Raw genomic sequence first — 25535 nt, forward strand, 5'->3', positions numbered from 1 at the left:
TTGCCGGACCAGGTTGCATTCGCTCGCTCATGGTCGCCACGACTGGCAGGCGCGCGATGAGACCGTGGCAGTTCCCTGATCGATGTGGGGAGCCAGCGGGATGACACCGAGACGAGACGTGCTCGTCTCGATGTCATCCGACCCCCTCGGGTCGAGAGAGTTCCCGATGTCAGCTGGCTTTGGATCGTGTGACAAGCTGCTGAATGTTCCGGGCTGCTTTGAGCCCGGTCTCGATCGCACCGTCGATATAGCCCACGAGCACGGTCGCGAGTGGGGGTCGTCCTGGGAGTAGAGGCCGGTCGCCACCTCAAGGACCTCGACGTGGGGAAGGAGCTCCTTGATCGCGTCCGCAATCTCCTCCGGGTCGCCCGGATCCTTCATCAGCCGGCCCGCCACAGCCACGACGGTCTGCTCGTCGGGTGCATCACGACGCTCGGTCCACATTGCATTGATCCGGTACGAGTCACCGCTGGCCACCTCGATGCTGCGAGGCTCGCCCTTGATTCGAGCCAGAACCTTGGCCGCACGTGGGCCCTGAATCCCTTCGCGCACCGCCGCTAGCCTCTCCGGCGCCAGCGTGGGCGAGAAGTCGATGTCCGGCCAGGAGCCCGTCGGCGTCGCAACTACCACCGCGGAACCCTCATAGGTCTCCCCGTCAGTCGTCGACACCTGAACCCGGTCACCTTCCGAAACGACACTCCGGACGGTCCGGCCGAGCCGGACTTCAGCGCCTCCGTCCGCGATCATCCGTTCGAGCAGGCTGCCGATACCGTTCCGCAGCCGGTACCCGAGCAGCATCTCGTACGCCGACTCATACTCGGCGCCCGACTGGGCCCACCACCAGAACCAGGTCAGGATCCCAGATTCGTCCGGGGTCCTCAGCGTTTCGTAAGTCAGCAAACCGGTCGCGAGCTCATTGTCGTCTGGAGAAAGATCGAACTGGTCGAGCCAGTCGCGAATCGTCAATTTGTCCAGCTTCTCCAGCTTGTCCCGTGCGGCCAGTGGATCCGGGAGGAACGGGAAATAGTCACGTGCACCGGCGAGAATCCGATTCATGAGCGCGGACTCGCGCTTGTGGTGTGTGGCCGCGTCAACCCAGGTCAGCTGGCCCCCGGCGGGCGCAAGCACCTGCTCCGGCGGCTCAGCCGAGGGAATGACGTCCCCTGTCAGGCCGTAACGGGTCAACTCGGCCCAGATGTGGGGCTGACGCCAGTGCACATACGTCCCGCCGATATCAACCGGCTGACCATTCGAGAATCGCGATGTCCACGTCCTGCCCCCGATCCGGTCGCGCCCCTCGAGCACCAACGTACGGAAGCCTCGTGTTGCGCACTCCCGTGCTGCGGTTGCACCGGCGAAACCCGCGCCGATGACAATTACGTCATAACGTTTCGACATCACTTCTCCCTTTGTTATAAGAGCCGTCAAAGAGCCGATAGCAACCCGCACCGTCCAATGAAGCGAGCGTGAGTCCAGTCGGATAGTTGCGGTCGCATGACTGGATCGCGTGACCATCATGCGACCGGCCATCGCCAGTGTCAACAAGGACCCCGGCCCGTGGGCACCGTGCACAGTGGGTCTTTGCGGAGTTTGTCGTGTGTGCCGAATCGTCGTTGCGTCGTCTTGGTTAGCGTGGGGTGATCTGTTCTGGAGGGATGAGAAGCGGCGGCAAACCCGGAACGGAACTCGACGGCACGAGATCACCGCCGCCCCGGGCATCAGGACATCGAGTCCTGGACATCAAAGACCTGAGGGAGACCCCATGCCCCGCGACCCCCGCCACGATGTCCTCTTCGAACCGTTGCGGATCGGCCCGAAGCTCATGCGCAACCGCTTCTATCAAGCTCCGCACTGTGTTGGGTTCGGCGCAGAGCGCCCCGGCGCCGAGGCCTACCTTCGAGCGATGAAGGCCGAGGGCGGGTGGGCGGTGGTCAACACAGAAGCCGCACTGGTCAGCCCGGAGGACGACTACGGGGGCTTCACCACCCAGACGCGAGTGTCCGACGATCGACAAATCGCGAACCTGGAACTCTATGTCGAACGGGCGCACGAGCACGGTGCCCTGGCCGGGATACAGCTACTGGCCATGGGCCGGGACGCCACCGGCATGAGCACCCGCGAACCCGGCGGTGGTGCGACACGGGCGGTCAGCGATTCACTCTGGTGGGCTGCCGCTTATGAGATGGACCGCGACGATATCCGGGAACTCGAGGACCTCTACGTGGCCGCGGCCCTACGCGCACGGCGCGCCGGCGCCGACATTGTGAATATCGCGGGAGCAGAGGGAGCGGGGCTCCCGCTCCAGTTTCTGATGGCTCGGCACAACCGCCGCACCGACGAGTACGGAGGCAGTTTCGGAAACCGCGCCCGCCTCTGGCTGGAGGTCCTGGAACGTGTCCGAGAGGCCGTCGGAGACGAATGCGCGGTGACCACCCGACTCTGCGTCGACACCCTTCATGGGACCGCCGAGGGCATCAGGGCCGAGGAGGAAGGCGCGGCGTTCATCGAACTGGCCGACCATCTGGTGGATTTCTGGGACCTTCAGGTCGGGGGCGAGACCCTGGATCGCTGGGTCCGTGACGCGGGCACCTCCCGCTTCTATCCGGAGGATTTCCAGGGCAGATGGGTCCGAGCGGTCCGGTCTTGCACCGACAAGCCGATCGTCGGGGTCGGACGTTTCACGAACCCGGATACGATGGCCGAACTGGTGCGTACCCGCAAACTCGACATGATCGGTGCGGCGAGGCCGTCGATCGCAGATCCGTTCCTGCCGAAGAAAATCGACGAGGGAAGGCTGGGCGACATCCGCGAGTGCATCGGCTGCAACGTCTGCATCTCCCGGGTCAACGCCGGCGCGCATATCATCTGCACCCAGAACCCGACGCTGGGGGAGGAGTACCGACGCGGCTGGCACCCCGAGCGGTTCTCCACGGCCCGCAATGCCGAGGCCAGCGTGCTCGTAGTCGGGGGCGGACCCGCCGGGATGGAATGCGCGATCACCCTCGGCAAGCGCGGCATGGCCGGGGTGCACCTGGTTGAGGCCGATGCCGAGCTGGGTGGGCACTTCCACTGGGTACCGCGGCTACCCGGACTGGCCGAGTGGGGCAGAGTCGTGGACTGGCGCAAGAATCAGCTCGCGGCACTCGACAACGTCTCGGTCGTCACCGGGACCCGGCTCAACGTCGCCGACGTACTCGACTACGGGGCCGACATCATCGTGTGCGCGACCGGTTCGCACTGGGCGACCGACGGGCTCAACGGGCCTTCGCAGTCCCCGGTACCCGGTGCGGACGCGGCGTTGCCCTGGATCCTCACACCCGAGCAGATCATGGTCGACGACAAGCCGGTGCCGGGGGAGCGCGTCGTCGTCTATGACTGCGAGTCCTACTTCGTCGGAGTCAGTCTCGCCGAACGCCTCGCCCGGTCCGGTCACCAGGTCACACTGATCACGCCGATGCCTGGTCCCGCAATGTATCTGGGCCTCACCGGCGAAGCTATCGAGATGATGCCGCTGCTCGCCGAGCTCGGCGTCGAGATCGTGCCCGCCCACCTGATCACCGAAGTCGGCGACCGGGTGCTATACGGGCGCCCACGACACGACCCCGGCGCCTCGCCGGCGGTGTGGGAGACGGACGCACTCGTGCTCACCACGCAACGGATCGCTGACAACGGCCTGTACCGCGCACTTAAGGCTGACCGGGGTGCGTTGCGCGCGGCCGAAATCTCCGGGCTGTACCAGGCCGGAGACGGCCGCGCGCCGCGCCAGCAGGTCGCCGACGCGATCTTCGACGCGCACCGGCTCGCCCGCGAGATCGACACCGCCGATCCCCGTCGGCCGCTGCCCTACGTGCCTGAGGAACGCCTCCTCGGCATGACGGCCAAGGACTACGACGCGATCGTGGACCCATCCCGCGACGACGTCGGGCGCAGCACCGTACTGGAACGGCCATGACCCCGCCCTGACCATGCGAGGAGGAATCACCCCATGCCCGAACTCGTCGTCGCGTTGATCACGCTGCACTCCGACGATCTGCACCAGCGATACCAGACCTGGCTCCGGGAGGTCGACCAGCCGACCGCCGAGCGCATGCCGGGCGTGGTGAGCTTCCAGGTGTATCGGCTCGGTGAACCGGCGCTCAGCGGGGTGCCCGCGCCGGACCACCAGTACCTCGAACTCATCGAGATCGACGACCTCGATGCGTACCGGCGGTCGGCGGCCGCGGTTCCTGCCGCGTTCTTCGAGCAGTTCCGCAGCTACGTCTCGTCCGCGGCCTCGGCGTGCACAGTGCGCGTGGTTTGAGCCCGTACCGCACTCAATGTGCGAGCATTTTCCGTGGATTGTCAACGAGCAGCTGGTCGAGCTCGGCCTGGGATACGCCTTCCGAGCGCAGCTCCGGGACGATGTTCTTCAGAAGGTGTCCATAGCCGAAGCCGCCGTACTTCTCATGGCTCATCTTCATGCACACATCCTGCGAAAGCAGGAGCCGATCGCCGTATCCGGCTTCGGGCGCTGCCAATACCGCGTTGATCCGCTGCTTGTCGCTGGGACACCAGAATGACTTTCCGTTCGTCAAACCGTTGGCGTAGCAGTTCTCTTCTCCGAACGTGTCGTAGGCGATGTAGGCCCCACGCTCGACGATGCGGCGGTGGTATTCGAGGAATCCGTCGTCGAGTTCGCCGTCCATGTGCCCCACGACGACCCTGGCCGGATCGGCCCCCTCGGCTTCCAGGATGTCGAGCACGTCCAAGGCCAGCCTGCCGGTCGGATCCGTGTGCAGCGTGACAGCGACACCGGTACGGGCCGACACGCGCGCGGCGGCACGCAGTACCTTTTCCTCGCGTGCGTGCACCGGATTCGACGTCCCGATCTCCCCGATGATGGCCCGCGCGTACGCCGGAGTCGCCGATGCCCTCGGACACCTCACGGAGGATGCCTTCCTCCACCCGTTCCACCGATTCGTCCTGAAAGGACGGAGGGTGCGCCACGTACACGTAGTGGCCGGAGCCGGCCACGATCTGCACGCCCGAGCGTTCGCTTATGGCCCTGAGCGCGGCAGGATCCCGTCCGATGTCGGGTAGCGTGACATCGACCAGGGTGCTGCCGCCGAGCCGCTTGTACTCGGCGAGCGCGTCGACGAGCAGGTCGACGTCGTCGACAACCAGATTGTCCGACATGAACAGCGGGCCGCGCCGTAGGAGCCCGAGCCGCTCCATCGACACCGGAGCCTCCGCGATCCGCGCGGCCTCCGGGTCCTCAGGCCGTTCCCAGTAACTACGGCGGTCGAACATCAGGTGCTCGTGTACCAAACTGATACCGATCTCTTCCGGAGCTATCGTCCCCCAGCACAGTGGTGATCTTCGTGGTGGTCATCGGCGACTCCTTTTGCGTCGTACAGCTGAGAAACTGCCGACGCCGAAGGGACCGCGAAACACCTGGACGGCGACGTCGGCGCTTGGTCTCGCATGGATAGTCATGCGACTTGATCGCTTGACCATCTTCGGACCGGTGGTGTTCAGTGTCAACCGTGCGTCGTGCACAGTCGGTTCTCGCGAGTTTTGTCGTTTGTGCCGAATCTTCGTTGCGTTGTCTTGGTTAGCGTCGGAGTGATCCAATCTGGAGGGAGGCGACAGGATGCGGCCAGTGCCCTTCGATTATGCCGATCCTGCTACAGTGGCCGAGGTCTGCGAGGTGATGCACCGATATGGCGGTGAGGCTGCGGTGCTTGCTGGTGGGCAGACGTTGGTGGCCCAGCTCAACAGTCGAGTTCGCAGACCTGCCATGGTCGTCGACCTGCGCAGGGTTGCCGGGCTGCGCGAGGTGACCGTCGACCGCGGCATCCTCATCATCGGTGCCGGCGTCACTCAGCGGGCTGTGGAGCAGCATCCCGACACGCCGGCCGTGCTGCGCGAGGCGCTCGCCCGCGTCGGCCACGTGCCCACTCGTAACCGTGGAACGCTCGGGGGCAGTCTTGCCTTCGGCGATCCCCAGGGCGAATTGCCCACCACCGTGCTGGCGCTGGACGCGCGCGTCCGCGTGGCGTCCGTCCGCGGTGAGCGGGTGCTCGCGGTGGCAGATCTGTGGAGCGGCCCGTTTCGCACCGCGCTAGCCTCGGACGAACTGATCACCGCCGTGGAGGTACCGCTGCCCGAGGATTCTCGATGGGCGTTCGAGCAGCGCGACTTCCGTCGCCACGGCAAGGCGACCGCCGTCGCCGGCTTCAGCAGCGGGCGGCTTGTGCTGGCGCTGGGCGGTGTTGGCACGCGCCCCTTGCTGGTCGACGACGAGCTGCTCGCCGGCCGCTCACCCGAGGCTGTCGGCTCCGCTGTCCGCGAGCTTGTCGTGCCGGCAGGCCCCGACCCGTACGTGTCTACCGGCCACCGTCGTCAGCTCGCCGCCACGGCAACCACGGCCGCACTGCACCGCGTCCTCACCACCACCCCTGTGGAGAACTCATGACCACGACGGAGCGGGCGACGCCCGGACAGCGAGCGCCGCGCGCGATCACGGTGCGCGTCAACGGCGAAGAGATCGAGGGCGCCGTCGAGCCGCGCACCCACCTCGCCGACTTCCTGCGCGAGAAGGCGCAACTTACCGGCACCCACACCAGCTGTCACCAGGGCCCCTGTGGCGCGTGCACGGTGCTTGTCGACGGGCAGTCCGCCCGGTCGTGCCTCACGCTGGCAGTGCAGGCCGACGGGGCCGAGATCACGACCGTCGAGGGCATCGCCGATGGAAGCAGGCTCTCGCTGCTCCAGCAGGCTTTCATCGAACACTTCGGATTCCAATGTGGATACTGCACACCCGGCATGGTGGTCATCGGCGCCGAGATCCTCGCCGAGGCGGCCGCCGGCGCGGTGTTCACCCGCGACGACCTCCGAGTAAGGCTCTCGGCCAACCTTTGCCGCTGTACCGGATACATCGGCATCGTCAATGCTGTCGAAGCGGCACTGGCCGCTCAGGCACGGGGAGAATCCGCATGACCGCTGCCGAACAGATTACCCCCGACCAGCGGCGCCTCGTTGGCAGCCGTGTTCCCAACCGCAACGGCGAGCGCTTCGTTCGCGGTGCTGGGCGCTACACCAGCGATATCCATTTGCCGCGCGAGGCGACAATGGCCTTGCTGCGCAGTCCGCACGCGCGCGCCCGGATCATCGAGATCGACACCTCCGCGGCTGCGGCGCTGGACGGTGTCTATGCCATCGCGACCGGAGCCGAGTTGTTCGATCGCATCGGCCCCCACGGCTACCTGTGGGACTTGCCCGGCCAGAAGGTCGGCTCCGGGCGTCCGCTGGCACACGGCGAGGTGCGACATGTCGGCGAGCCGCTCGTGGCCGTCGTCGCGCGCGACCAGTACGTGGCCGAGGATGCCGTCGAACTGATCCGAGTGGAGTACGAGCTGCTGTCGCCGGTGAACACGCCGGCACAGTCTCTGGCGGACAACGCGCCGGTCCTCCATCCAGACTGGGGCGACAACGTGCAGGTCGTCGCGACCTGGCCAGTCGAGATCCCCGGACTGCCGACGCCCCCCGACCCGACGCAGGCATTGGCGGGCGCACATCTGACGGTACGCGAGACCTGGACCTCCTCGCGCATCACCGCGGCATCCATGGAAGCTCGCGCGGTGGTCTGTGACTACGCACCCGGACCGGCGCTGACTTTGTACACCTCCACGCAGGCACCACACATCGTGCGCGAGGAGGTCGGCCGGATGCTCGGGGTCGCCGAGCACCGCATCCGGGTCATCGCCCCGCACGTGGGCGGCGCGTTCGGCATGAAGGGAGTCTTCTACCCGGAGGAGGCGCTGGTCCCGTACTTCGCGATGCTGCTGCGTCGCCCGGTTCGCTGGGTCGAGCAGCGCGACGAGAGCTTCGTCGCGGACACCCCGTCGCGCGCGCAGGAGATGGACTTGGAGGTCGGCTTCGACGTCGACGGGCGCATCGTCGGGCTGCGCGCCCGGTATTCCATCGATCTGGGCAGTGCGCCGTCGTCCTGCGGCGCGGGAACCGGATGGGCTACGGGTGCTCTTCTTCCCGGGCCGTACGCGGTGCCAGCCGTGGACATCGTCGCCACAGGGGTGGTGACAGACAAATCACCGCTGGGCGCCTACCGCGGCTTCGGCCAGCCCGAGGCCAATTTCCCGCTGGAGCGCACTCTCGACATCGCCGCACGGCAGCTCGGACTCGACCCGGCCGAGATCCGCCGGCGCAACTTGGTTCCAGCAGCGAGCATGCCGTTCGTGACGGCCACAGGCAGCGTACTCGACAGCGGCGACTACACTGAGATGCTCGAGCTCATGCTCGCCCGCCCCTCTTACCAGGCCGCGCTCGCCGAGCGCGACGCCGGACGCGCGGCGGGCCGCGTGCTGGGCCTGGGGCTGGCTATGTACAACGAGAACACCAATTTCGGCCCATCCGGAATCCTGCCCCTGATCGGCGTCTCGACGGGCGGCTGGGACACCGCGTCGGTGCGGATCGAGCCCGACGGCACTGTCCGCGTGGTCAGCAGCCAGACCCCGATGGGCCAGGGTATCGAGACCGCGTACGCCCAGGCCGCCGCGGACGAGTTCGGCGTGCCGCTCGACGCGGTCACCGTCGCATTCGGCGACACCGACTCGAGCCACTTCACCGGTTATGCCAGCGGTGCCAGCCGTGCCGCGGGGATCGGCGGCTCCTCAGTGCTCATGGCCGCGGGGAAGGTCCGTGAGAAGATGCGGGCGATCGCCGCGCACCTTCTGGAAGCCGCGGTTGATGATGTCGAGCTGACGGCGGGCGGACTCAGGGTCGCGGGCAGCGGCATGGATCCGATGCCGCTCGCGACTGTGGCCAAGGCCGCCTACCAGGGCGGGAACCTACCCGAGGGAATGGAGCCCGGCCTGGTCGCGGAGGCCGGGTACGACCCGCCGGGGATGGCGTTCTCGTACGGCGCGGTGGCCGCGCTCGTGGAGATCGGCCCCGAGACGGGGACGGTCCGGGTGCGTCGGCTGATCTTCGGCCACGACTGTGGCACCCAGCTCAACCCCGCGATCGTCGAGCACCAGGTGATCGGCGGTGCGGTGCAGGGCATCGGTGCGGCCCTGTCGGAGATGCTGCCATACGACGAGCACGGCCAGCCCTTCGCGCGGTCGTTCGCCGACTACCTGCTGCCGCAGGCCACCGACGTGCCGGAGATCGACCTTTTCCACACCGAGCACCCGACACCGTTCACCCTGAACGGGGCGAAGGGCGTCGGCGAGAGCGGCGTCATCGCAGCGCCGTCGGCCATCGTCAACGCCATCCAGGACGCCCTGCCTGCAGGCGCTGCCCCTATCACCTCGATCCCCGTGCTGCCCGAGCGCGTGCTCGCCGGGCTACGCGGATGTCGGGCGTGATCGGCGGAACTTGGCTTTCGGTCCGGCTCGGAAGGGCAAGTCGAGGCCGGCGAATCCGGCGCCGAAGCTGGCAGACTGATCGGGGGGATGTGCTCGAGCGCGGACAGTATCGGCGATGTCGATGTGTTGCGCAGCGGCGGGCGCCAACCGGCATCGGAACACCAAACGCGGGCGTGGACCGCGCCGAGGCTCGAGGGCAGGACGCGGTCCCGGCCCACCGAGTACAGGTACCGGGCGATGATGTTGTGGCCCGCCAGCACGGACGCGAAGAGACTGGTCACCAGGAGCACCGACATCACATCGTGTGCGGTGTTGCCCAGGTACTGCTGGAGGCTGGCGGCGAACGAGCCCGCCGGGTCGGCGGCGCTCTCGCTCACCGCGCTGGGGTCCGTAGCTCACCAGGTAGGCCCACGCGCCCGATCCGTAGAAGGCCATCAACGCGATGATCGAGGCATGGGTCGCCCTGGTGACGGTCCGGACCGGGGCGCGCTTCCTCGCGGAACACCGCGACGGCTTCGAACCCGGTGATGCACAACGCGCAGAACAGCAAGGCGAGCGCCGGGATCTCCGGAGAGGAGGACGGGGAGTATCAGTCGAAGCCGCGGCTGTCGGAACCGCCGGTCGGCAGGACCGCGAGCTCCCACAGCATCACGATGACGACCTCACGGCACATCAGGACGCCGAGGACCTTGGCCGACACTTCGATGTTCAGCGTTACAGGATCGAGGCGGCGGCCCAGAGCACGATCGCCCAGACCCACCAGGCGATGTCAGGACCGTGAAAGACCCTCGCCCGTTACCCACTGCTGGTGGTCGACGAGGTCGGCTAATCCCGTTCGAGCCCGAAGCGGCGAACCTGTTCTTCCAGCTGATGTCGTCCTGTTACGAGCGAGCCTAGTTGATCGTGACGAGCAACAAGGTCTTCGACCGGTGGTGCGAGGTGTTCGGCGATAACGTAGTCGCCGCAATGATGGACCGCGTCGTCCACCACGCCGAAGTGACCGCCCCCGCAAGGGCGACAGCTACCGGCTCAATGACCGCGACCTCGGTCGCGTCCCCGCAGCCAGCACAACAGAAGGGTAAGAGATCAACACACCGGCAGGGGGTCAGGATTCACGTGCCGAGAAGTGGTCAAGATTCGCGTGCCGTTGACAGCTCGCTCGCCGGTCTCTCCCAGACGTCGTACGTGAAGGTGGGTTGGAAGCCGCAGCGCTGGTAGACGGCGGCTGATCTGCTTTCGCTTGTCCTGTCGACCAGCAACACCGCTCTTTTGACGCCGGCCGCCGCGAACCGTGTCAGCGCGCTGCGGACCAGATACTCCGCGATCCCGGTGCGCCGGTGAGCCGGATGGGTGGCAACGACCTCGATGAAGCCGGTTGGCTGTGCGCCGTCGTCCTCGAGCTCGACGATCCGGCTCAGCAGCACCCCGGCAGGCTCCTTGTCCCGGAGTGCGAGGAGCTGCGGGCCGCCCCCGAGATCTGTTTCGAGGCGGTCTCGCCACCGTTGCGGCGTCCACGGAACGTAGCCGCCCCAGTGTTCGGCGAACGCCTCATTGATGATCGTTATCCACGTCGTTTCGCTGGTGGCCGCTGTCGGGTACGCGTGGAGAGTGAGTTCATCGCGGTGCGGTACCGGCTCATCGAGTGCGGTGCAGTCCATCCGCCAGAAGTCCCGCACCTTCGCGAAGCCGGGCGGTCTCGCGCTCGCGCTGCCACGAAGCGTACGAAGGATCTTGCCGGTCGTGCCTGGGTTCGCGGCTGTCTGCGCCCACTCGAAGAGCGCGTCCTCGGTCTCGCGGTGATCCGCGACCACCTCGATGAAACTGGTTCGCGCGAGTGGCGGGCCCACGAGCCCCAGTGGCCCCACGGACACGAACCCGGTCACCTGGCCCTCGTTCGTCCTGACCACGCGAGTCACCGAATCGGGTCCAGAAAGGAGGTTTCGCACGCGTTGCGGGGGCGGGGTGGCATCGAACTGACCGCGGTCGCGCGCCCGGGTGAGAAGACCGCGAAGAGAGTACGCCTCCTCCTGGCCAACGGGAGACAAGTTCACGGACGGCCCGGCGGTCTCAGGGCTCATGTCGGCTCTCCGCAAAAGAAGTCCGTCTTTTCCGTCATGCGAGCGTGTGGATCGGGCCGCCGCGCAGTGCCGTCATGTCCGCGAACATTCGCGCGTAATCGAGTGGCTCCGCCGGTGCGGCGCCATTGATTTCGGCCAGGCCGCGCGCGATGTTCACCACCAGGCGTTCCGAATCCAGCCACTCGGAAAACGGTCCGGGATCCGCGGCCCTCGCCGCCTCGAGTGGAGATTGGCCGCGCTCATGGGCTTCTTCGACAAGTCGGCGCAGCCATCGCAGGTAATCCCATGTCTCGTCGAGAAGGTCTGTCCCAGCGGGATCGCCATGTCCAGGGACGATCAGGCGCGGATCGAGGTCGCGTATCTTGTCGAGAACACGGTCGTAGGTGCTGAGACTCCCATCGATCAAGAATGGGGTCCCGCCGTTGAACAATATGTCCCCCGCGTACAGAACGCGCGACTCAGGCAACCAGACAACGAGGTCACCAGCCGTGTGCGCCACTCCGAGATGAAGGAGATGCACCTCGATGGCACCGACGTAAAGATGCGCATGTGACTCGACCGTGATCGTCGGCGCGGCCAGAACGAGGTCACCGAACTGGACTGTCGGTGTCAGGCTCATCGGTGCCAGTCCTGTCGCAAGTATGCGTCGGCGCGCGTACTCATGACTGATGATCGGTGCTGGATTCGTCACACAGTTGCCGAAGGTGTGGTCACCATGATGGTGGGTGTTGACCACGAGGGTGGGACGTAGGCCGGTTTTTGCTTGTGCCGCCGCGAGGAGCGCCTTCGTCCTCGCTTCGGTGGCGCACGTATCGATCAGGAGCAGATCCGAACCGGATGCTATGAAGCCGGCGTTGTTCAGCATGACGCCCCCATCCGGCTGGATGTAGGCGAATATCCCTGGTGCGAGCTCGACCACCTGCGGCGACGGTGAAATGCTCATTGGGTACCTCCAGCGAACTGCCGGCGCGGGACAGGCCGCCAGCCGGACGTCTCGGGTTGGCCGATCTGGTTTGTCAATGTTCCGATACCACCTATCTCGAGCTCGACGACATCGCCGGGTGCAAGCTCTTTCCCAAGCTCCAGCCCACATCCATTGCCGACCGTGCCCGAGGCGATCACGTCTCCCGGCAGCAGTTCCTCGCCGTAGGCCAGATAGGCGACCAGTTCCTCCGGAAGCCAGGTCATCGTTGAGGAGGACCCCCGGCTCCATTCGACGCCGTTCACGCGGGCGATCATCGGCAGGTCGTGGATGTCGAGCTCGTCGAGAGTGGTGATCCAGGGGCCGAGGGCGGTCGCGAAGTCCTTGGCTTTGCAGGGGCCCAGCCCTTGCCCGGCCTCCAGCGACTGCGTATCCCGCGCACTGAAGTCGTTCATGACGGTCACACCGAAGATATGGGAAGCGGCGTCTTCAGGGTGAAGGTTGGTGCTCCTCGAGCCCATGACCAGAGCGAACTCGAGCTCGTAGTCCATCGACTGTGTGTAGCCCGGCCAACGCACGGGCGCGCGGTGGCCGATCAGGCTTGCCGGACTTCCCTTGTAGTAGGGCGGAAACTCGTAGAAGGTGGCGGGTACGGATTGCCCGAGCCTGCTGAAGCCGTTACGGGCGTGTTCTTCGAACGCCGAGCAGCAGCGCAGCACCCGGGGATCGGCCGGTGGCAGAAGTACCGCCTCCTCAAGGGGAATCAGGGCGCGCTCGTCGAAGGAGGCGAGCGCGGCCGAGGCCTCCTCGAGGAGAACGCCTGCTCCTCGGTCCAGTGCGGTGGTGAGGCTGCCGGGAAACTTGGCCTCCGCGACGCGGGTTGCGGCCTCGTGGGTGGCTCCTCGCCGCGTCGAGAGGGCGACGTCGGCCGTTACCAGATCGACGAGCCCTTCCCCCTCTGGTGCAACCGCGACGAGGCGAGGTGTGGCGTCCGCGCTGCGTGCTGCTCGCCCGATCCTCATTGGACCGTGGTGGCCGTCGCCGGCCGGATCGTCACCGCGTTCCAACTTGCCGCGAGAAGCCTCGCGGACTCCTTCGCGGCGCTGCGCTGTTCCTCGCTGAGCACCACGTCACCCGCGAGCCTCGCGTCGTCGACGGCCGACGCGATGTGGTCGACCAGCACGTCTATCGCGCCGGAGTGGTCCCCCTCCAGCGCCGCCGCCAACAGGGGCTCGTGGGCTCGTGCGAAGTCCGGTCCTGGTCCGTGCGGCGCACGAGACACCGCGCGGTACATCAGCGATTGCGCGCGCAGGCGGTCGATCTCCCGCAGGAGCGCCTCGGAATCGCAGGCGCTGATGAGCTGGAAATGGAAATCGGCGTGCTTCTGCTCAAACTCCTCATTCCAGGTATCCCCGGGATGACTCGAGCTTGTGAGCGCGTCCCACGAGCGCCTGACACCTATGGACCATTCCGGTGTGCCACGCCGGATCGACAAGGAAAAGGCGACGGGCTCCAGGACCATCCGCAATTGGTAGATCGCGAGCATGTCCGCAAGCGATTGGGTGACCACTTGCGCGCCCTTCTGCGGCACGAACTGCACGAGCCCTTCTGCGGCCAGCCGCTGGATCGCTTCCCGGACCGGCGTGGGACTCATCGAAAGCGCGGAGGCCAGCGCGTCGGGTTGAAGGCGCGCGCCCGGCTCGAACTTCCCGGACAGGATCAGAGCTCGCAGCTCCCGGTACGCAGCCTCGCCGCGGCTCGTGGAACGCGATGGCGCGGCGGCCCCAGCCTTCGTTGACAGATTCATGAAGATAACTATAGCGTACAAGTCAAATCTATAGAATCAACGTTGATGCTATGTACCTGGAGGCCACCATGGCACGCACTCTGCTCAGGGGCGGGCATGTCCTGACGATGGATCCCGCACTCGGCGACTTCCCGCGCGGCGACATCCTGATCGAGGACGGCGTCATCGCCGCCGTCGCGCCGTCCCTCGACGGTGTCGATGCCGAGGTGATCGACGCGACGGGGCATCTGGTCCTGCCAGGGCTCATCGACACCCACCGCCACACCTGGCAGTCCCTGACCCGCGGGCTCTGCGGAGACTGGTCGCTCGCCGACTACTTCTTCGGCATCCGGCTGACGATCTCGCCTGCCTACACCGCTGAGGACGTCCGGCTCGGCAACCGGCTCGGTGCCTTTGACGCGCTCAACGCCGGGGTGACCACTCTGCTCGACTTCTCCCACTGCAACAACACCCCGGACCACGCCGACGGTGCCGTGCTCGGGCTGCAGGACGCCGGGGTCCGTGCCGCCTTCTGCTACGGCTTCTTCGAGAGCTCGCCCGAGAACTCGAAGTTCGGCGAGCACTCCGCACGGATCGCGGACTTCCACCGGATCGCCGACCGTTACTTCGCCTCGGACGGGCTACTGACCCTGGGGGTGTCGCTCTCCGAGGTGTTCGCCCTGCCGTGGGAACAGACGGTCGCCGAACTGGCCGCCGCCCGCGAACGCAGCGCGCTGATCGTCAACCACGCCGGGGACGTCTGGGGCAGCGTGGTTTGCGACGGGATCGTCGAGCTCGACGCCCTCGGCCTGCTCGGCCCGGACATGGTGCACGTCCACTGCAACAAGTTCGGCGACGCCGAATGGGACGCGATCACTCGCAGCGGGGGGAAAGTCTCGATCTCGGTCGAGACCGAGCTCAACATGTCGATGGGGCGGCCGGTCTTCGAGCGTTGCCGCCGCCACGGGGTCGCGCCCACACTGTCCGCGGACGTCATCTCGCTGAATTCCGGTGATCTCTGGCACCAGATGCGGTTCGGACTCGGCTTCACGCGCTGGGAGGCGACGGAGGCGATCAATCTGTCGGGTGCGATGCCCGAGTCCGTGACCACCAGCGCGAAGGAGGCGCTCGAATGGACCACGGTCAACGCCGCCCACGCGATGGGGCTCGGTGACCGGATCGGCTCGCTGACCCCTGGCAAGCGGGCGGACGTGCAGCTCGTGGGCGGGGGAGCGGTGGAACAGCACCCGAGGATCGACCCCTACGCCACGCTCGTCTTCCAGACCACGGCCGCCGATGTGCGGACGGTTCTCGTCGACGGCCGGATCGTCAAGCGCGACGGCGTGCTCACCGGCGTCGACCTGTCACGGCTGACCGCGGAGGCCGACACCGCGGCCGAGGCGATTCTCGGCCGGATTCGCGACGCGGGTCATGAACTCCCCGGCACCCCTCCCGGCGCCTTCGAGTCCATGGAGCTGGTCGCCCGCGAAAGGCACGCGGAGGCGGTGCGAGCCGCCAAGGCCGTCCGCTGACCCTCTCCATCCCGAACCGGCTATCGCTCTGGTGAGGAGCACTCTCATGAGTAAAAGGGAAACCGGAAGGGTGTCTTCCCCCGGCGAAACCGGCGGCGGACTGCGCCGCGGCACCACGGGGTTTCCGGAATGGTCGTCGCTGTGATCGCCTTCGCGGCACCGCTCGCCGCGACCACGATGGCCTGAATCCCGGGCCGACGCCGCAACAGGCCGGCTAGGTCCACTCGCGCCGAGTTCGCGTGGTTGGGGCGGCGATGACCCCGGCCACGCAACCCATTCGGCCCTGGACCGCGCGAGCTGAGAATCCAATCGAAGGGAGCCATCGTGATCGACCTGATCGACCTCCGTCGCAGACTTCATCAGACGCCGGAACTCGCACTGCACCTGCCGAAGACCCGGCAGCTCCTGTTGGACACACTCGAACCCCTTGGTCTACAGATCCACACCAGTGAGAGGTGCTCGTCGCTCGCGGTGGTGATCCCCGGGGCCGGCCCTGGCCCGACAGTGCTCCTCCGCGCGGACATGGATGGGCTTCCGGTAGCGGAGGAATCGGGTGAGGAGTTCGCCTCGACCAATGGAAACATGCACGCATGCGGCCATGACTTGCACATGGCCGGCCTAGTCGGTGCCGTACACGAGCTGCACCGGAGGCGGGATGAGTTCCGCGGCAACGTCCTGGCGCTGTTCCAGCCAGGGGAGGAGGGCGCCGGGGGAGCAGAGTTGGTGATCAGCGAGAAGGCGCACCTGGTGACCGGACAGACGCCGATCGCCTCGTACGGCGTACACGTGCTCTCATACGTTGAGGCGGGGATGTTCTACTGCCGCGAGGGCGCGGTGATGGGCGCCGCGCTCGTGTTCGACCTCGAACTGCTGGGTCGCGGGGGACATGCGGCGCGACCACACATGGCGCTCGACCCGGTCTCGACGGCGGCATTGGTGGTGCAAGCCATCCAGACGTTCGTCGCCCAGAACAACTCGCCGGCGGATCCGCTCGTCGTCACCGTCGGCTCTCTCACAACCGGGACCGCGGCCAACGTGATTCCGAGCCGGGCCCTGCTCAAGATTTGCCTGCGCGCGACGAGTCGCGCGCAGGCGCACCGCTTCTACGCCAAGATCCGAGGCATCGCGGCGGCAATTGCCGAAAGCTACGGACTCCGGCTCCGGGCGAAGGTCGGGCCGGACCTCGGTCCCACCGTCAGTGACGCCAACGGGGCAGCGCTCGCGCGTAGCACCGCGAGGGAGCTGTTCAGCGTCGAACGCTACCGCGACCTGGTCGTGCCGGAGATGCTTTCGGAAGATTTTTCGCTCCTTCTCGAGGAGACGGGCGGCGCGTTCGTGTTGGTCGGCGCCGCGATGGGAAGCGACCCCGACACTTTGCCCACCAACCACTCACCCGACGTGCGATTCGACGACTCGGTTGTGCCTGATGTCGCCAGTCTGCTGACAGAGCTGGCGATCAGGCAGCTGAACACGACAACGAATGCCGGCGACGAAAGGATTTGATCACGATGACGACCCGAGCGCTCCTGCGGAACGCACATATCGTCTCCATGGACCCGGCAGTCGGGGTGGTGCCACGCGGGGACATCCTCATCGAGGACGACACCATCGCCGCCGTCGGTGCGCACGTGGAGGCAGCGGCCGATGAGATCCTCGACCTCAGCGGCTACATCGTCGCGCCCGGCATGGTCGACACCCACAGACACACGTGGCAGACGCTGGCGCGCGCCATCTGTGCCGACTGGTCGATGGCCGAATACTTCCACGGCATCCGGCTGGCGGTGTCTCCCGCCTACACCGCCGCCGACGTCTACCTCGGCAACAAGCTGGGCGCGCTGGAGGCGTTGAACGCCGGCGTGACCACCCTCTTGGACTTCTCGCACTGCAACAACACGCCGGACCACTCCGACGCCGCGGTGACCGGCCTTCGTGATTCCGGAATCCGGGCCAAATTCTGCTACGGCTTCTTCGAGAGCAGTCCCTCGGCGCCACCGTATTTCCCGGACCACAGCAGCCGCATCGCGGACTTCGAGCGAATCGCCGGCACCTATTTCAGCAGCGGCGACGGCCTGGTGACCTTGGGCGTGTCGCTGAACGAGCTCGGGCTGGTGCCGTTCTCGAGTACCAAGGCCGAGATTCGGACGGCGCGCGAGCACGGCGCGCTGATCGCCACACACATGGATGGTCTCTGGGGGGACCCTCGGTCTTCGAACCGCTGGCGCGGGCAGGACTGCTCGGGCCCGATCAGGTCCACATCCACTGCAACACGCTGACCGACGAGCGGTGGCGCATCCTTGCCGACTCCGGAGTGAAGGTGTCGATCTCCGTTGAGACCGAACTCAACATGGGAATGGGTCGTCCCGTCTTCGCCAAGTGCGAAGAGTTCGGCGTCAAACCCACCCTGTCCTGCGACGTCGTCTCCCTGAACTCAGGTGATCTCATCACACAGGCGCGGATGGGTCTCGCGTTCAAGCGCTGGGCGGACACAGAGCATCTCAACCTCAGCGGCAAGGACGTCGAACAGGTGTCCACCACGGCATTGCAGGCACTGGAATGGGCAACGATCAATGGCGCCGAGGCTTGCGGGCTCGACGACATCGTCGGCAGCATCACGGTCGGGAAGAAGGCCGACCTGATCATGGCCGGCGGCCAGGACATGGCGCTGCATCCCGTCATCGACGCTCCGGGAACGCTGATCTACCAGACGAAGCCCTCCGATATTCGGCACGTAATGGTCGCGGGCAGATTCGTGAAGCGTGACGGTGTGCTTGTCGACCACGACCTGCCGACGCTGCTGGTGGAGGCGGACCGGTCCGCTCAGCAGATCCTCGCCCGCATTCGCGCCGCCTCCCGGGATCTGCCGGGCAAACCGCGTGACGGATTCGATGACCTGGCAGAGGCCATGCGCGCGAACCTCTGGGCTTGAGCGTTGTGGCGATGGGCGTCGCGGTCGTTGCGGGTGTCGCGGAGGCCGCAGCGCGTGTTCTCTCATATGTTGCCGCGCCGTGTGCGCTGTCGTATCAGGTCTGGTCGGCGGATATCCGGAGGTGGTGCGGCCTGCCGGTCGTTGTAGATCGGGTGTGTCACCGCGTCCGAGATTCGAATCCACGCCAGTGCGGCAGCCCGGCATCCGGGTCGGTAGCAGGGTGCACCGCTAGCGGATGAACTGCGCGACAAACAGCACCGACCGCGGAGAGTGATCGAGCGATGATGGCCGTCACACGGCTTTCGCTGGAGCAACCCTGGACACTCCACTCCTGCGCGCATAACGGCATTCACCGGTACCGAACCGCACTTAGCGGCAGCGTCTCTCCTGCGGCTTCTCCGTTTGTGCAGGTAGAGAGGTCCAGTCCCCTTCACTTACAGTGAGGGGGTCAGGGGTGCTGCTCTCGGCTGCAGCCCTCGTGCGGATTGACCAGTATGCGGTTGGGCCCGCTAGACTCACCGAGCAGCATTGGAGGCTCCGGGCCTCGTCGTCTGCTGCGCGTGTCGATCGATCCGGCCCCTCGGCTGCCCTCGGGGCGGGCCCGCCGCGAGAATCCATCGTGGTTTCGACCGGTGCACGTGCACCGAGATGATCGGTTCATGGTAGTTGCAGGCCAGCGCGATACCTGGGCGTGGCGGTTGTGGGGTGGCTCGGTCCTCGGACACAGCGCGGATGCCCCGGTTACGCAGCTCGGCGCAGACCCCGGCCCAGAGTTTCGCGCCCTCGGCTGCTTGCACCCAGATCCCGAGCACGTGCTTGACGCCATCAAGATCGACACCGACGGCCAGGTGCGCGGAGCGGTTACGCACCTGATGGCCGTCGCGAGTTTTCACCACCAGCGCGTCCAGATAGACGATCGGACAGATCTCCTCCAGCGGCCGCGATTGCCAGGCCTTGACCTCCTCGAGCACGGCGTCGGTGACGTTGGCGATGGTCTCGTGCGAGAGCTCGGTGCCCAGCGTGCGCGAGATGATGCTGGATATCGCGCACCGTCATCCCGCCCGCGTACAGCGAGATGATCATCTCGTCCAGACCGCCGGCCCGGCGAGAACCCTTCGCAACCAGCCGCGGCTCGAACGTCCCCGCCCGATCCCGGGGCACCGCCAACGGCACCTGCCCCACCTCGGTGGCCAGCGTCTTCGGGCTCGCCCCGTTGCGCGAGGTCGGGTAACCCAGCGAAGCACATAGGTGCGCTGCACGCGCCGGCGGTCGCGCGTGGTGCGTCCTTTGCCGTGTCACCCGTACTCCTCGCATCAAGCTCAACGCCTTTGGTGCGTGCAGCTTAGGTTTCACCACAGCGTCACGGTCGTGGACATGCGCGACGAACCTTCGCCGGCCGCTGCGCCAGATGGCGCATGCACCAACTGTCGGACCGCGGCACCGATCTGCTCGACGTTTGTCCCGTTCCCATCCACGACGCCGCACCTCAAGCTGCTAACCAGCTTCGACGTCGCCGGCACTGGCGCCCCGGGCTTCGCCGCTAACAGGAGGTACTTATGTCCGCACGCATAGCACCCGCCACCGCCGCTCCTGCGCGCATCGTCGACCTCGAGCTCAGGCGGCTGCTCGAGACGGAGGTGCCCGTCCGATGAGCAACGAGGCTGTGGTGAGCGGTCTGCCGGTGGCGCAGGGCCGCGCACGATCGGTAAGCGTGTTGCTGATCGGCTGTGTGCTCGTCTACGGCCTGCTCGAGGCGATGATCCTGCCCGCATTGTCGCTCATTCAGCAGGGGATTGGCGCGACGCCGGCGCAAGCCGGGTGGATCATCTCGGCGATGGCGCTCGCCGGCGGGGTCGCTACCCCGGTCGTCGGCAGGCTTGCCGACGTCCGCGACCGGCGGGTCGTCTTCCTCGGCGTCCTCGCGATCGTCTGTGTGGGGATCGCGCTTGCAGGGCTGGCCTCCTCGGTCGCGGTGTTCGCGGTCGGCCAGGGCCTGCAAGGCGTCGGGATCGGCCTCGTGCCTCTGGCCATCGGCATCGTCCGCGACACCGAGCCACCCGAGAAGCTGCGGAGGACCAACGGCCTGCTCGTCGGTGGAATGGCCGTCGCCAATGCGGGTGGTGTGCTGATGGCGGGGCCGATCCTCTCCGTGCTCTCGTACCCGTGGCTGTACTGGATCGCCCTGATCGTGCTTGTACCACTGATGGTGCTCGCTGTCCTCGTGATGCCGTCCTATCCGCCTGCAGTGCGGGGCAGGGTCGACTGGACGGGTGCCGTCCTGCTCGGCATCGGCCTGGTGGCGCTCCTGCTGGGCGTCACGTTCGTCGCGTCGACCGGGTGGACGTCGGCTCCCGTGCTCGGCCTGGGAGCGGTGGCCGTCGTCGCGCTGGCCGTGTTCGTCGCCGTCGAGCGGCGGGTCGTGGAACCCCTTGTCGACCTGCGGCTGGGCGGCCGGACGGTGACGATCGTCCACCTGACCGCGTTCGCCTCGGGTGTGGCCTCCGTGGGGCTGATGATCGCTGTCCCGACGATCGTGGCGGCACCGGCAGCGACCGGGTACGGGCTGGGCTCGACCCCGGTCGTCACCGGGCTCATCATGTTCCCGCTAGGCGTGCTCGGTGCGATCGTCTCCCCGCTGGCCGGCCGATTGGAGAGGCTGGTGGGGTCGCGCATGGTCATGGTGCTCGCCGGGGTGCTGTTTCTCGTCGCGGGGCTGGTCATGTTGGCCGGCCGGTCCGATGCTGTCGTGCTGGCCGTCGGCGCTGGCCTGGTCGGCGTGGCGGTGGGCCTCGGCCTCACCCAGGGCGTCAACATCATCGCGCTCACGCTTCCCGCGGACCGCGTCGCGAGCGTCTCCGGGGTCGCCTACGTGCTGCGTGCGGTGGGCCAGGCGGTCGGTGCTCAGCTGGCCGCCACCGTCATGGCCCTCGAGTTGACGCCGGGTATGCAGCTGCCGAGCTGGAACGCCATCACCTGGGCGTTCCTCGGAGCGAGCGCCGTGGGTGCCCTCGTGGCGGCGGTGTCGTTCGGGCTTCCCGCCCGACTGACCAGTTCACGCTGACCCGTGTGCAGTTGACCGACAAAGGAGCCGATCATGGCGTTGACCATCCGAAGCCTCGCCGACCGCGTGTGGGACCACGTCCTGCGTACCGAGCCGCACTATGCACTGCGCAACGGGCAACCCGTCGAGCGACTGCCGTGCGGGTCGCACGAGGAGGCGGAAGAAAGAGTCGTGGTGGGCCGGTCCGTGCGCGAGGCGCTCATCGGGATCGACGTTGCCGCGCTCGAGCAGGACGAGCGGAATACAGCCGCTCTGCTCCGCTTCGTCGCCGACGACTGGACGCGCGCGGACGAGTCATGGTGGTGGCACTTCCCGGTGGCGCCCTACCAGATGTTCGAGTTCAGCCACACGGCGCCGCAGGTGTTCGACGTGATCACCTTCGCCGACTCGACGGCCGACGTCGAGCGTTTCCATGCCCTTGCCGCAGACCTCGCGCGACGGGTACGTGTGGCGGAAGCGAAGCTTCGCGCGCAGGCCGAGCGTGGCTGGGGGATACCGCGCGCGGCGTTGCCGGGGTTCGTGTCCACGGTCGAGGGTATGCGCGTCGCGATGCGACGGTGGCTCACCCTCGACGACTCCCGCCTCGAACCCCTGTCACCGGCCCTGCGGGGCAGGCTGCAGGACGGGCTGCGGCGGGTTGAGGAGAACGACATACTGCCGGCGGTCGACTCGCTCCTGCGCTACCTCGACGGCACGGGGCGTGACACCGCGGCCGGCGGGGTCGGGCTCGGCCAGTACCCCGGAGGCGAGCGGGCGTACCGGGAACTGGTGCGTCAGTACGCCTCGTTCGACATCTCGCCGGAGGAGGTGCACGAGCTCGGGCTCGCCCAGGTCGCCGAGCTGACCGAGCAGATGGCGAAGCTCCGCGCGGAGGTGGGTTTCGACGGCGACGAAGCCGCGTACCGGAGAGTGCTCGAAGCGGACGAGCGGTTCCACGCACGCGGCGCCGACGACGTCGCCGCGACCTACCGGCGGCACATCGCAGCCATCGAACCACTGGTCGGGCAGTGGTTCTCGGTACTACCCGAGGCAGGCTACGAGGTCGAACGCCTCGATCCCGAGCTCGAAGCCGGGCTGTCCTACGGCTACTACGAGCAGCCAGGCCCGACAAACCCCGCCGGCCGCTACCGCTACAACGGGTCCGGCCTCGACACCAGGTCCCAGATCGACGCGGCGACCCTGATCTATCACGAACTCGTCCCCGGCCACCATTTCCACCTCGCCCGCCAGGAGGAAGACGCCGGGCTGCACCCGGTCCGCGGCGTGTTCGCCCCTGAGCTGCTCGGTGCCTACACGGAGGGCTGGGCCGAGTACGCCGCGTCGCTCGGGACGGAGATGGGCCTCTACACCGACCCATGGGATCGCTACGGCCACTACGTCCACCAGCGTTTCACCGCGCAACGGCTCGTCGTCGACACCGGGCTCAACGCGCTCGGCTGGTCCCTCGAGGAGGCGGCCAGGTACATGGCGTCGACGACCATGGAGTCGCCGGGGCAGATCCGTACCGAAACGCTGCGCTACTCGACCGACATGCCCGGTCAGGCGCTCGGCTACCGCCTCGGCTTCCTCAAGTTCTGGGAGCTGCGCAGCCGCGCGGCGGAGGCGCTCGGGCCCGCGTTCGACGTCCGCGACTTCCACGAGATCGTTCTCGGCGCCGGCGCCCTCCCGCTCACCGCCGTCGCCGAGAACGTGGCGAGCTTCGTGGCGGAGCGGACCACCTGAGAATGCTTGTCCGACCCGCGGCACGCCAGCTTGCGGGCCGAAGGGCCCTTCGAGTGCGGTCGCGCGGGCTATTACATCAATGAGTTCCTCGCAAGGACGACGCGCGACTCGCAGGCACTGTTGAAGAGCTTTTCCGAATGGACGCATGGCGGCGAGGCACGTGGCCGAACTTGCTGACACCTACAACGACCAATGGAGGTACAAGCGGCGGCGAATGAATCTCGCTACGTCTGGCACTCGACATGTGAGGCACCGAGGCGTGCACGCCCGGTTCGCCGGGGATTCCCGTGACCGGCAGGGTGGTGAGTTCTTGCGTCGGCTGCTCGAGCACGTCCGGCAGGTAGCCGCCGGGCAGGCCGGATGAGTGGTTTCAGCGGCAGCCGAACGGTCACTGCCGCAGACCGGTCGGGATTCGCGAGCTTGAAATCGGTCAGGTATGTCTGCACCGGCGCGTCGATCGGGCCGCCGGAGCGACTACCACGGTGGCGGGCTGGATAGCTCTGTGTGCCGGGCGGGTCCGTTGCGCGTCCACTGATGGGCTGGCGCTGGCTGGGGGCCACGCCCTGATCGGATGCGCCGGCGGCACACGCCAGGATGATCCAAGTCCTTGCCGAACTCCCGATACCCGGCCATCGCACCTCGAAGTGTGGCGATGTCTTCGGGCCGCCGTGCGCATCATCTGTCGCACGGCAGGAGGGAGGACGCGACATCTGTCGCTCGCAATTCGGGGGGGTGCTGATGCATAGTTGATCCACGCCCCTACCACGGGAGGTGTGTGCGATGGCAGATGACCTGCAGGACATCGTCGACAACCTGGCCGAGCGGCTGCAGCGGTCCGTGGCGATCGATGACCCGAACATCCGGTTGCTGGCCGCGAGTCGCCATTTCGGTGACGAGGACGCATCGCGAGTGTCGTCGGTGCTCAACCGCTCGGTCGCCCCGCAGCTGTGCGAGCAGATCCTCGCGCAAGGCATTGCGCAGTGGACAACGCCGGGCCGGGTGATCGTGCCCCTGGAGGGCACCTTGCCGCGGCTGTGCATCCCGATCCGCTGCGCCGGGTTGCTACTGGGCTACCTGTGGCTCATCGACCCCGACTCCACACTCGGCGATCGGGACCAAGACATTGCCCGGGAAGCGGCCGAACGCGCCGGTGTGGTTCTGTATCGACAGCTCATCGTGCACGAACGCAGCAGGGCACGGCATGAGGCGATCCTGCGGGAACTCGTGGCCACCGATCGTGCCATCCGCTCCCAGGCCGTGGACGACCTTCGGGCCGAGCAACTGTTCCCGACCACCGGCATGTACTTCCAGGTTCTCGGCATGCAGCACCAGGGGCCAGATGGCATTGCTGCCCCGCAGACCGTAGCCATGGAAGCCGCCGTCGAAGATGCTCAGAGCTGGATGTCGCAGCGCTCGGCAGCCCCCGCCTGCGCCCTGATGGCCACCAACAAGTCCCGAGCATGGTTGATGCTCGCCCAGCCCCAGCCGCCGTCTCGCCGGGAGCTGGACACGATCTGCAGCAGACTCACCGCGCGGTTCGACCGGCTCACCCAGGACGGCGTCCAGCTCGTGCTGGGCATCGGAGGCCTCGCCCACCGCGTCGAGGACATTGTCGAGTCCTACCGCCAGGCCTTTCTTGCGGTGCGTGCGGCACAGCTCGTGCCCTCGATCGGACCGGTCGCCCGGTGGGGCGCACTCGGCCCCTACCAGCTGTTGCTGAGGATGCCTACCGAGGACCTTCTCGCGGCCGCGCAGGTGCCCGCGCTGGTCACCCTGGACAAAGAAGACGGCCATCGTGGGCTCGTTGCCACTCTGGAGGCATTCCTCGACAACGCCGGCGATGTCGCCCGTACTGCACGGAACCTGAATGTCCACCGCGCGACGCTGTACCACCGGCTCAAACGAATCGAACAGCTCACCGGCTGTGAGCTGAGCCGGGGAGACGACCGGCTGACCCTGCACCTGGGACTGAAGCTGCGCGCCCTCGCCGCTGCCCACCGCAACGAGACAACACTGACCTTGACCGAAGACAAGCCGGCAAGAATGCGCTCGGTGTCCTGATACCGGGTGTCAACCTCCGGCAGGAGTTGGAGCGTTTCTCGTGCACGAAAACACCGCCGGGCGCGACACATTCCGCGAC

Annotated in this window: 20 protein-coding genes and 2 pseudogenes; 13 read left to right on the forward strand and 9 right to left on the reverse strand. The window is 66.9% G+C overall.

Annotation, left to right across the window (positions count from 1 at the left end; all coding sequences use genetic code 11):
* Positions 1-27 precede the first annotated feature (27 nt).
* Positions 28-1398 (reverse strand): flavin monoamine oxidase family protein, encoded by a 1371-nt coding sequence (locus FCN18_RS16815; RefSeq protein ID WP_158303124.1) that lies wholly within the window; start codon positions 1396-1398, stop codon positions 28-30.
* A gap of 364 nt (positions 1399-1762) precedes the next feature.
* Here FCN18_RS16815 and FCN18_RS16820 point away from each other — a divergent pair, with 364 nt between their 5' ends.
* Together FCN18_RS16820 and FCN18_RS16825 are read left to right on the forward strand one after the other, a co-directional pair.
* Positions 1763-3952 (forward strand): oxidoreductase, encoded by a 2190-nt coding sequence (locus FCN18_RS16820; RefSeq protein ID WP_137095614.1) that lies wholly within the window; start codon positions 1763-1765, stop codon positions 3950-3952.
* Positions 3953-3985: 33 nt separating this feature from the next.
* Positions 3986-4300: a hypothetical protein gene (locus tag FCN18_RS16825; protein ID WP_137095556.1), complete on the forward strand. Its 315-nt coding sequence runs from the start codon at positions 3986-3988 to the stop codon at positions 4298-4300.
* Positions 4301-4313: 13 nt separating this feature from the next.
* Here FCN18_RS16825 and FCN18_RS40550 read toward each other — a convergent pair whose 3' ends face one another.
* A complete protein-coding gene (locus FCN18_RS40550) occupies positions 4314-4925 on the reverse strand; it encodes a phosphotriesterase family protein (protein ID WP_137095557.1) in 612 nt (203 codons plus the stop codon).
* A pseudogene (locus FCN18_RS40865) lies at positions 4894-5349 on the reverse strand (phosphotriesterase family protein); the annotation flags it as partial. The pseudogene FCN18_RS40865 and the gene FCN18_RS40550, both read right to left, overlap by 32 nt.
* 283 nt (positions 5350-5632) lie before the next feature.
* Here FCN18_RS40865 and FCN18_RS16840 point away from each other — a divergent pair.
* Genes FCN18_RS16840 through FCN18_RS16850 form a run of 3 tightly spaced genes read left to right on the forward strand, consistent with a single transcriptional unit; the run spans position 5633 to position 9368 of the window.
* Positions 5633-6457 (forward strand): FAD binding domain-containing protein, encoded by an 825-nt coding sequence (locus FCN18_RS16840; protein ID WP_137095558.1) that lies wholly within the window; start codon positions 5633-5635, stop codon positions 6455-6457.
* The gene (locus FCN18_RS16845) at positions 6454-6981 is read left to right on the forward strand and encodes a (2Fe-2S)-binding protein (protein ID WP_137095559.1); all 528 of its coding nucleotides are present in this window, start codon (positions 6454-6456) and stop codon (positions 6979-6981) included. The genes FCN18_RS16840 and FCN18_RS16845 overlap by 4 nt, the downstream gene beginning before the upstream one ends.
* Entirely contained in the window at positions 6978-9368 is a 2391-nt protein-coding gene (locus FCN18_RS16850; protein WP_137095560.1) for a xanthine dehydrogenase family protein molybdopterin-binding subunit, read from the forward strand. Before FCN18_RS16845 ends, FCN18_RS16850 begins: the two co-directional genes overlap by 4 nt.
* Before the next feature lie 589 nt (positions 9369-9957).
* Here FCN18_RS16850 and FCN18_RS39105 read toward each other — a convergent pair.
* Positions 9958-10128 carry a hypothetical protein gene (locus FCN18_RS39105; protein ID WP_158303127.1) on the reverse strand — a complete coding sequence of 57 codons (171 nt, stop codon included), beginning with the start codon at positions 10126-10128 and terminating at the stop codon, positions 9958-9960.
* 179 nt (positions 10129-10307) lie between these two features.
* On the opposite strand from FCN18_RS39105, the gene FCN18_RS40705 reads away from it, so the two are divergent.
* Entirely contained in the window at positions 10308-10586 is a 279-nt protein-coding gene (locus FCN18_RS40705; protein ID WP_323808360.1) for a hypothetical protein, read from the forward strand.
* On the opposite strand, the gene FCN18_RS16860 is transcribed toward FCN18_RS40705, so the two are convergent.
* From FCN18_RS16860 to FCN18_RS16875, 4 genes are all read right to left on the reverse strand, one after another.
* Positions 10499-11251 (reverse strand): GNAT family N-acetyltransferase, encoded by a 753-nt coding sequence (locus FCN18_RS16860; protein ID WP_158303128.1) that lies wholly within the window; start codon positions 11249-11251, stop codon positions 10499-10501. The genes FCN18_RS40705 and FCN18_RS16860 overlap by 88 nt on opposite strands.
* A gap of 229 nt (positions 11252-11480) precedes the next feature.
* Entirely contained in the window at positions 11481-12389 is a 909-nt protein-coding gene (locus tag FCN18_RS16865; protein WP_158303129.1) for an MBL fold metallo-hydrolase, read from the reverse strand.
* Entirely contained in the window at positions 12386-13390 is a 1005-nt protein-coding gene (locus FCN18_RS16870; RefSeq protein ID WP_137095563.1) for a fumarylacetoacetate hydrolase family protein, read from the reverse strand. Before FCN18_RS16870 ends, FCN18_RS16865 begins: the two co-directional genes overlap by 4 nt.
* On the reverse strand, positions 13387-14175 hold the full coding sequence (locus tag FCN18_RS16875) for a GntR family transcriptional regulator (protein ID WP_137095564.1): 789 nt from the start codon (positions 14173-14175) through the stop codon (positions 13387-13389). The genes FCN18_RS16870 and FCN18_RS16875 overlap by 4 nt, the downstream gene beginning before the upstream one ends.
* A 68-nt stretch (positions 14176-14243) precedes the next feature.
* Between FCN18_RS16875 and FCN18_RS16880 the strand changes: the two genes are divergently transcribed.
* The 4 genes from FCN18_RS16880 to FCN18_RS40560 all read left to right on the forward strand — a co-directional run bounded on the left by FCN18_RS16880 (position 14244) and on the right by FCN18_RS40560 (position 18612).
* The gene (locus tag FCN18_RS16880) at positions 14244-15686 is read left to right on the forward strand and encodes an amidohydrolase family protein (RefSeq protein ID WP_137095565.1); all 1443 of its coding nucleotides are present in this window, start codon (positions 14244-14246) and stop codon (positions 15684-15686) included.
* Positions 15687-16010: 324 nt separating this feature from the next.
* Positions 16011-17189 (forward strand): M20 metallopeptidase family protein, encoded by a 1179-nt coding sequence (locus tag FCN18_RS16885; RefSeq protein WP_158303130.1) that lies wholly within the window; start codon positions 16011-16013, stop codon positions 17187-17189.
* Between the two features lie 5 nt (positions 17190-17194).
* Complete coding sequence (locus FCN18_RS40555; RefSeq protein ID WP_137095567.1) at positions 17195-17959, forward strand: amidohydrolase family protein; 765 nt, start codon at positions 17195-17197, stop codon at positions 17957-17959.
* The gene (locus tag FCN18_RS40560; protein WP_323808361.1) at positions 17956-18612 is read left to right on the forward strand and encodes an amidohydrolase family protein; all 657 of its coding nucleotides are present in this window, start codon (positions 17956-17958) and stop codon (positions 18610-18612) included. Before FCN18_RS40555 ends, FCN18_RS40560 begins: the two co-directional genes overlap by 4 nt.
* Before the next feature lie 722 nt (positions 18613-19334).
* Here the strand turns inward: FCN18_RS40560 and FCN18_RS16900 are convergent.
* Positions 19335-19842: pseudogene (locus FCN18_RS16900) on the reverse strand (IS256 family transposase); the annotation flags it as partial.
* Positions 19843-20260: 418 nt separating this feature from the next.
* Here FCN18_RS16900 and FCN18_RS16905 point away from each other — a divergent pair.
* From FCN18_RS16905 to FCN18_RS16915, 3 genes are all read left to right on the forward strand, one after another.
* Complete coding sequence (locus FCN18_RS16905; protein WP_137095569.1) at positions 20261-21673, forward strand: MFS transporter; 1413 nt, start codon at positions 20261-20263, stop codon at positions 21671-21673.
* Positions 21674-21706: 33 nt separating this feature from the next.
* Positions 21707-23395, forward strand: coding sequence for a DUF885 domain-containing protein (locus tag FCN18_RS16910; protein WP_137095570.1), 1689 nt, complete (start codon positions 21707-21709; stop codon positions 23393-23395).
* A gap of 780 nt (positions 23396-24175) precedes the next feature.
* The gene (locus FCN18_RS16915; protein ID WP_112273940.1) at positions 24176-25456 is read left to right on the forward strand and encodes a PucR family transcriptional regulator; all 1281 of its coding nucleotides are present in this window, start codon (positions 24176-24178) and stop codon (positions 25454-25456) included.
* Positions 25457-25535: the final 79 nt, after the last annotated feature.

The organism is Prauserella endophytica (assembly GCF_005146945.1).
In the GTDB taxonomy this organism is placed as follows: domain Bacteria; phylum Actinomycetota; class Actinomycetes; order Mycobacteriales; family Pseudonocardiaceae; genus Prauserella_A; species Prauserella_A endophytica.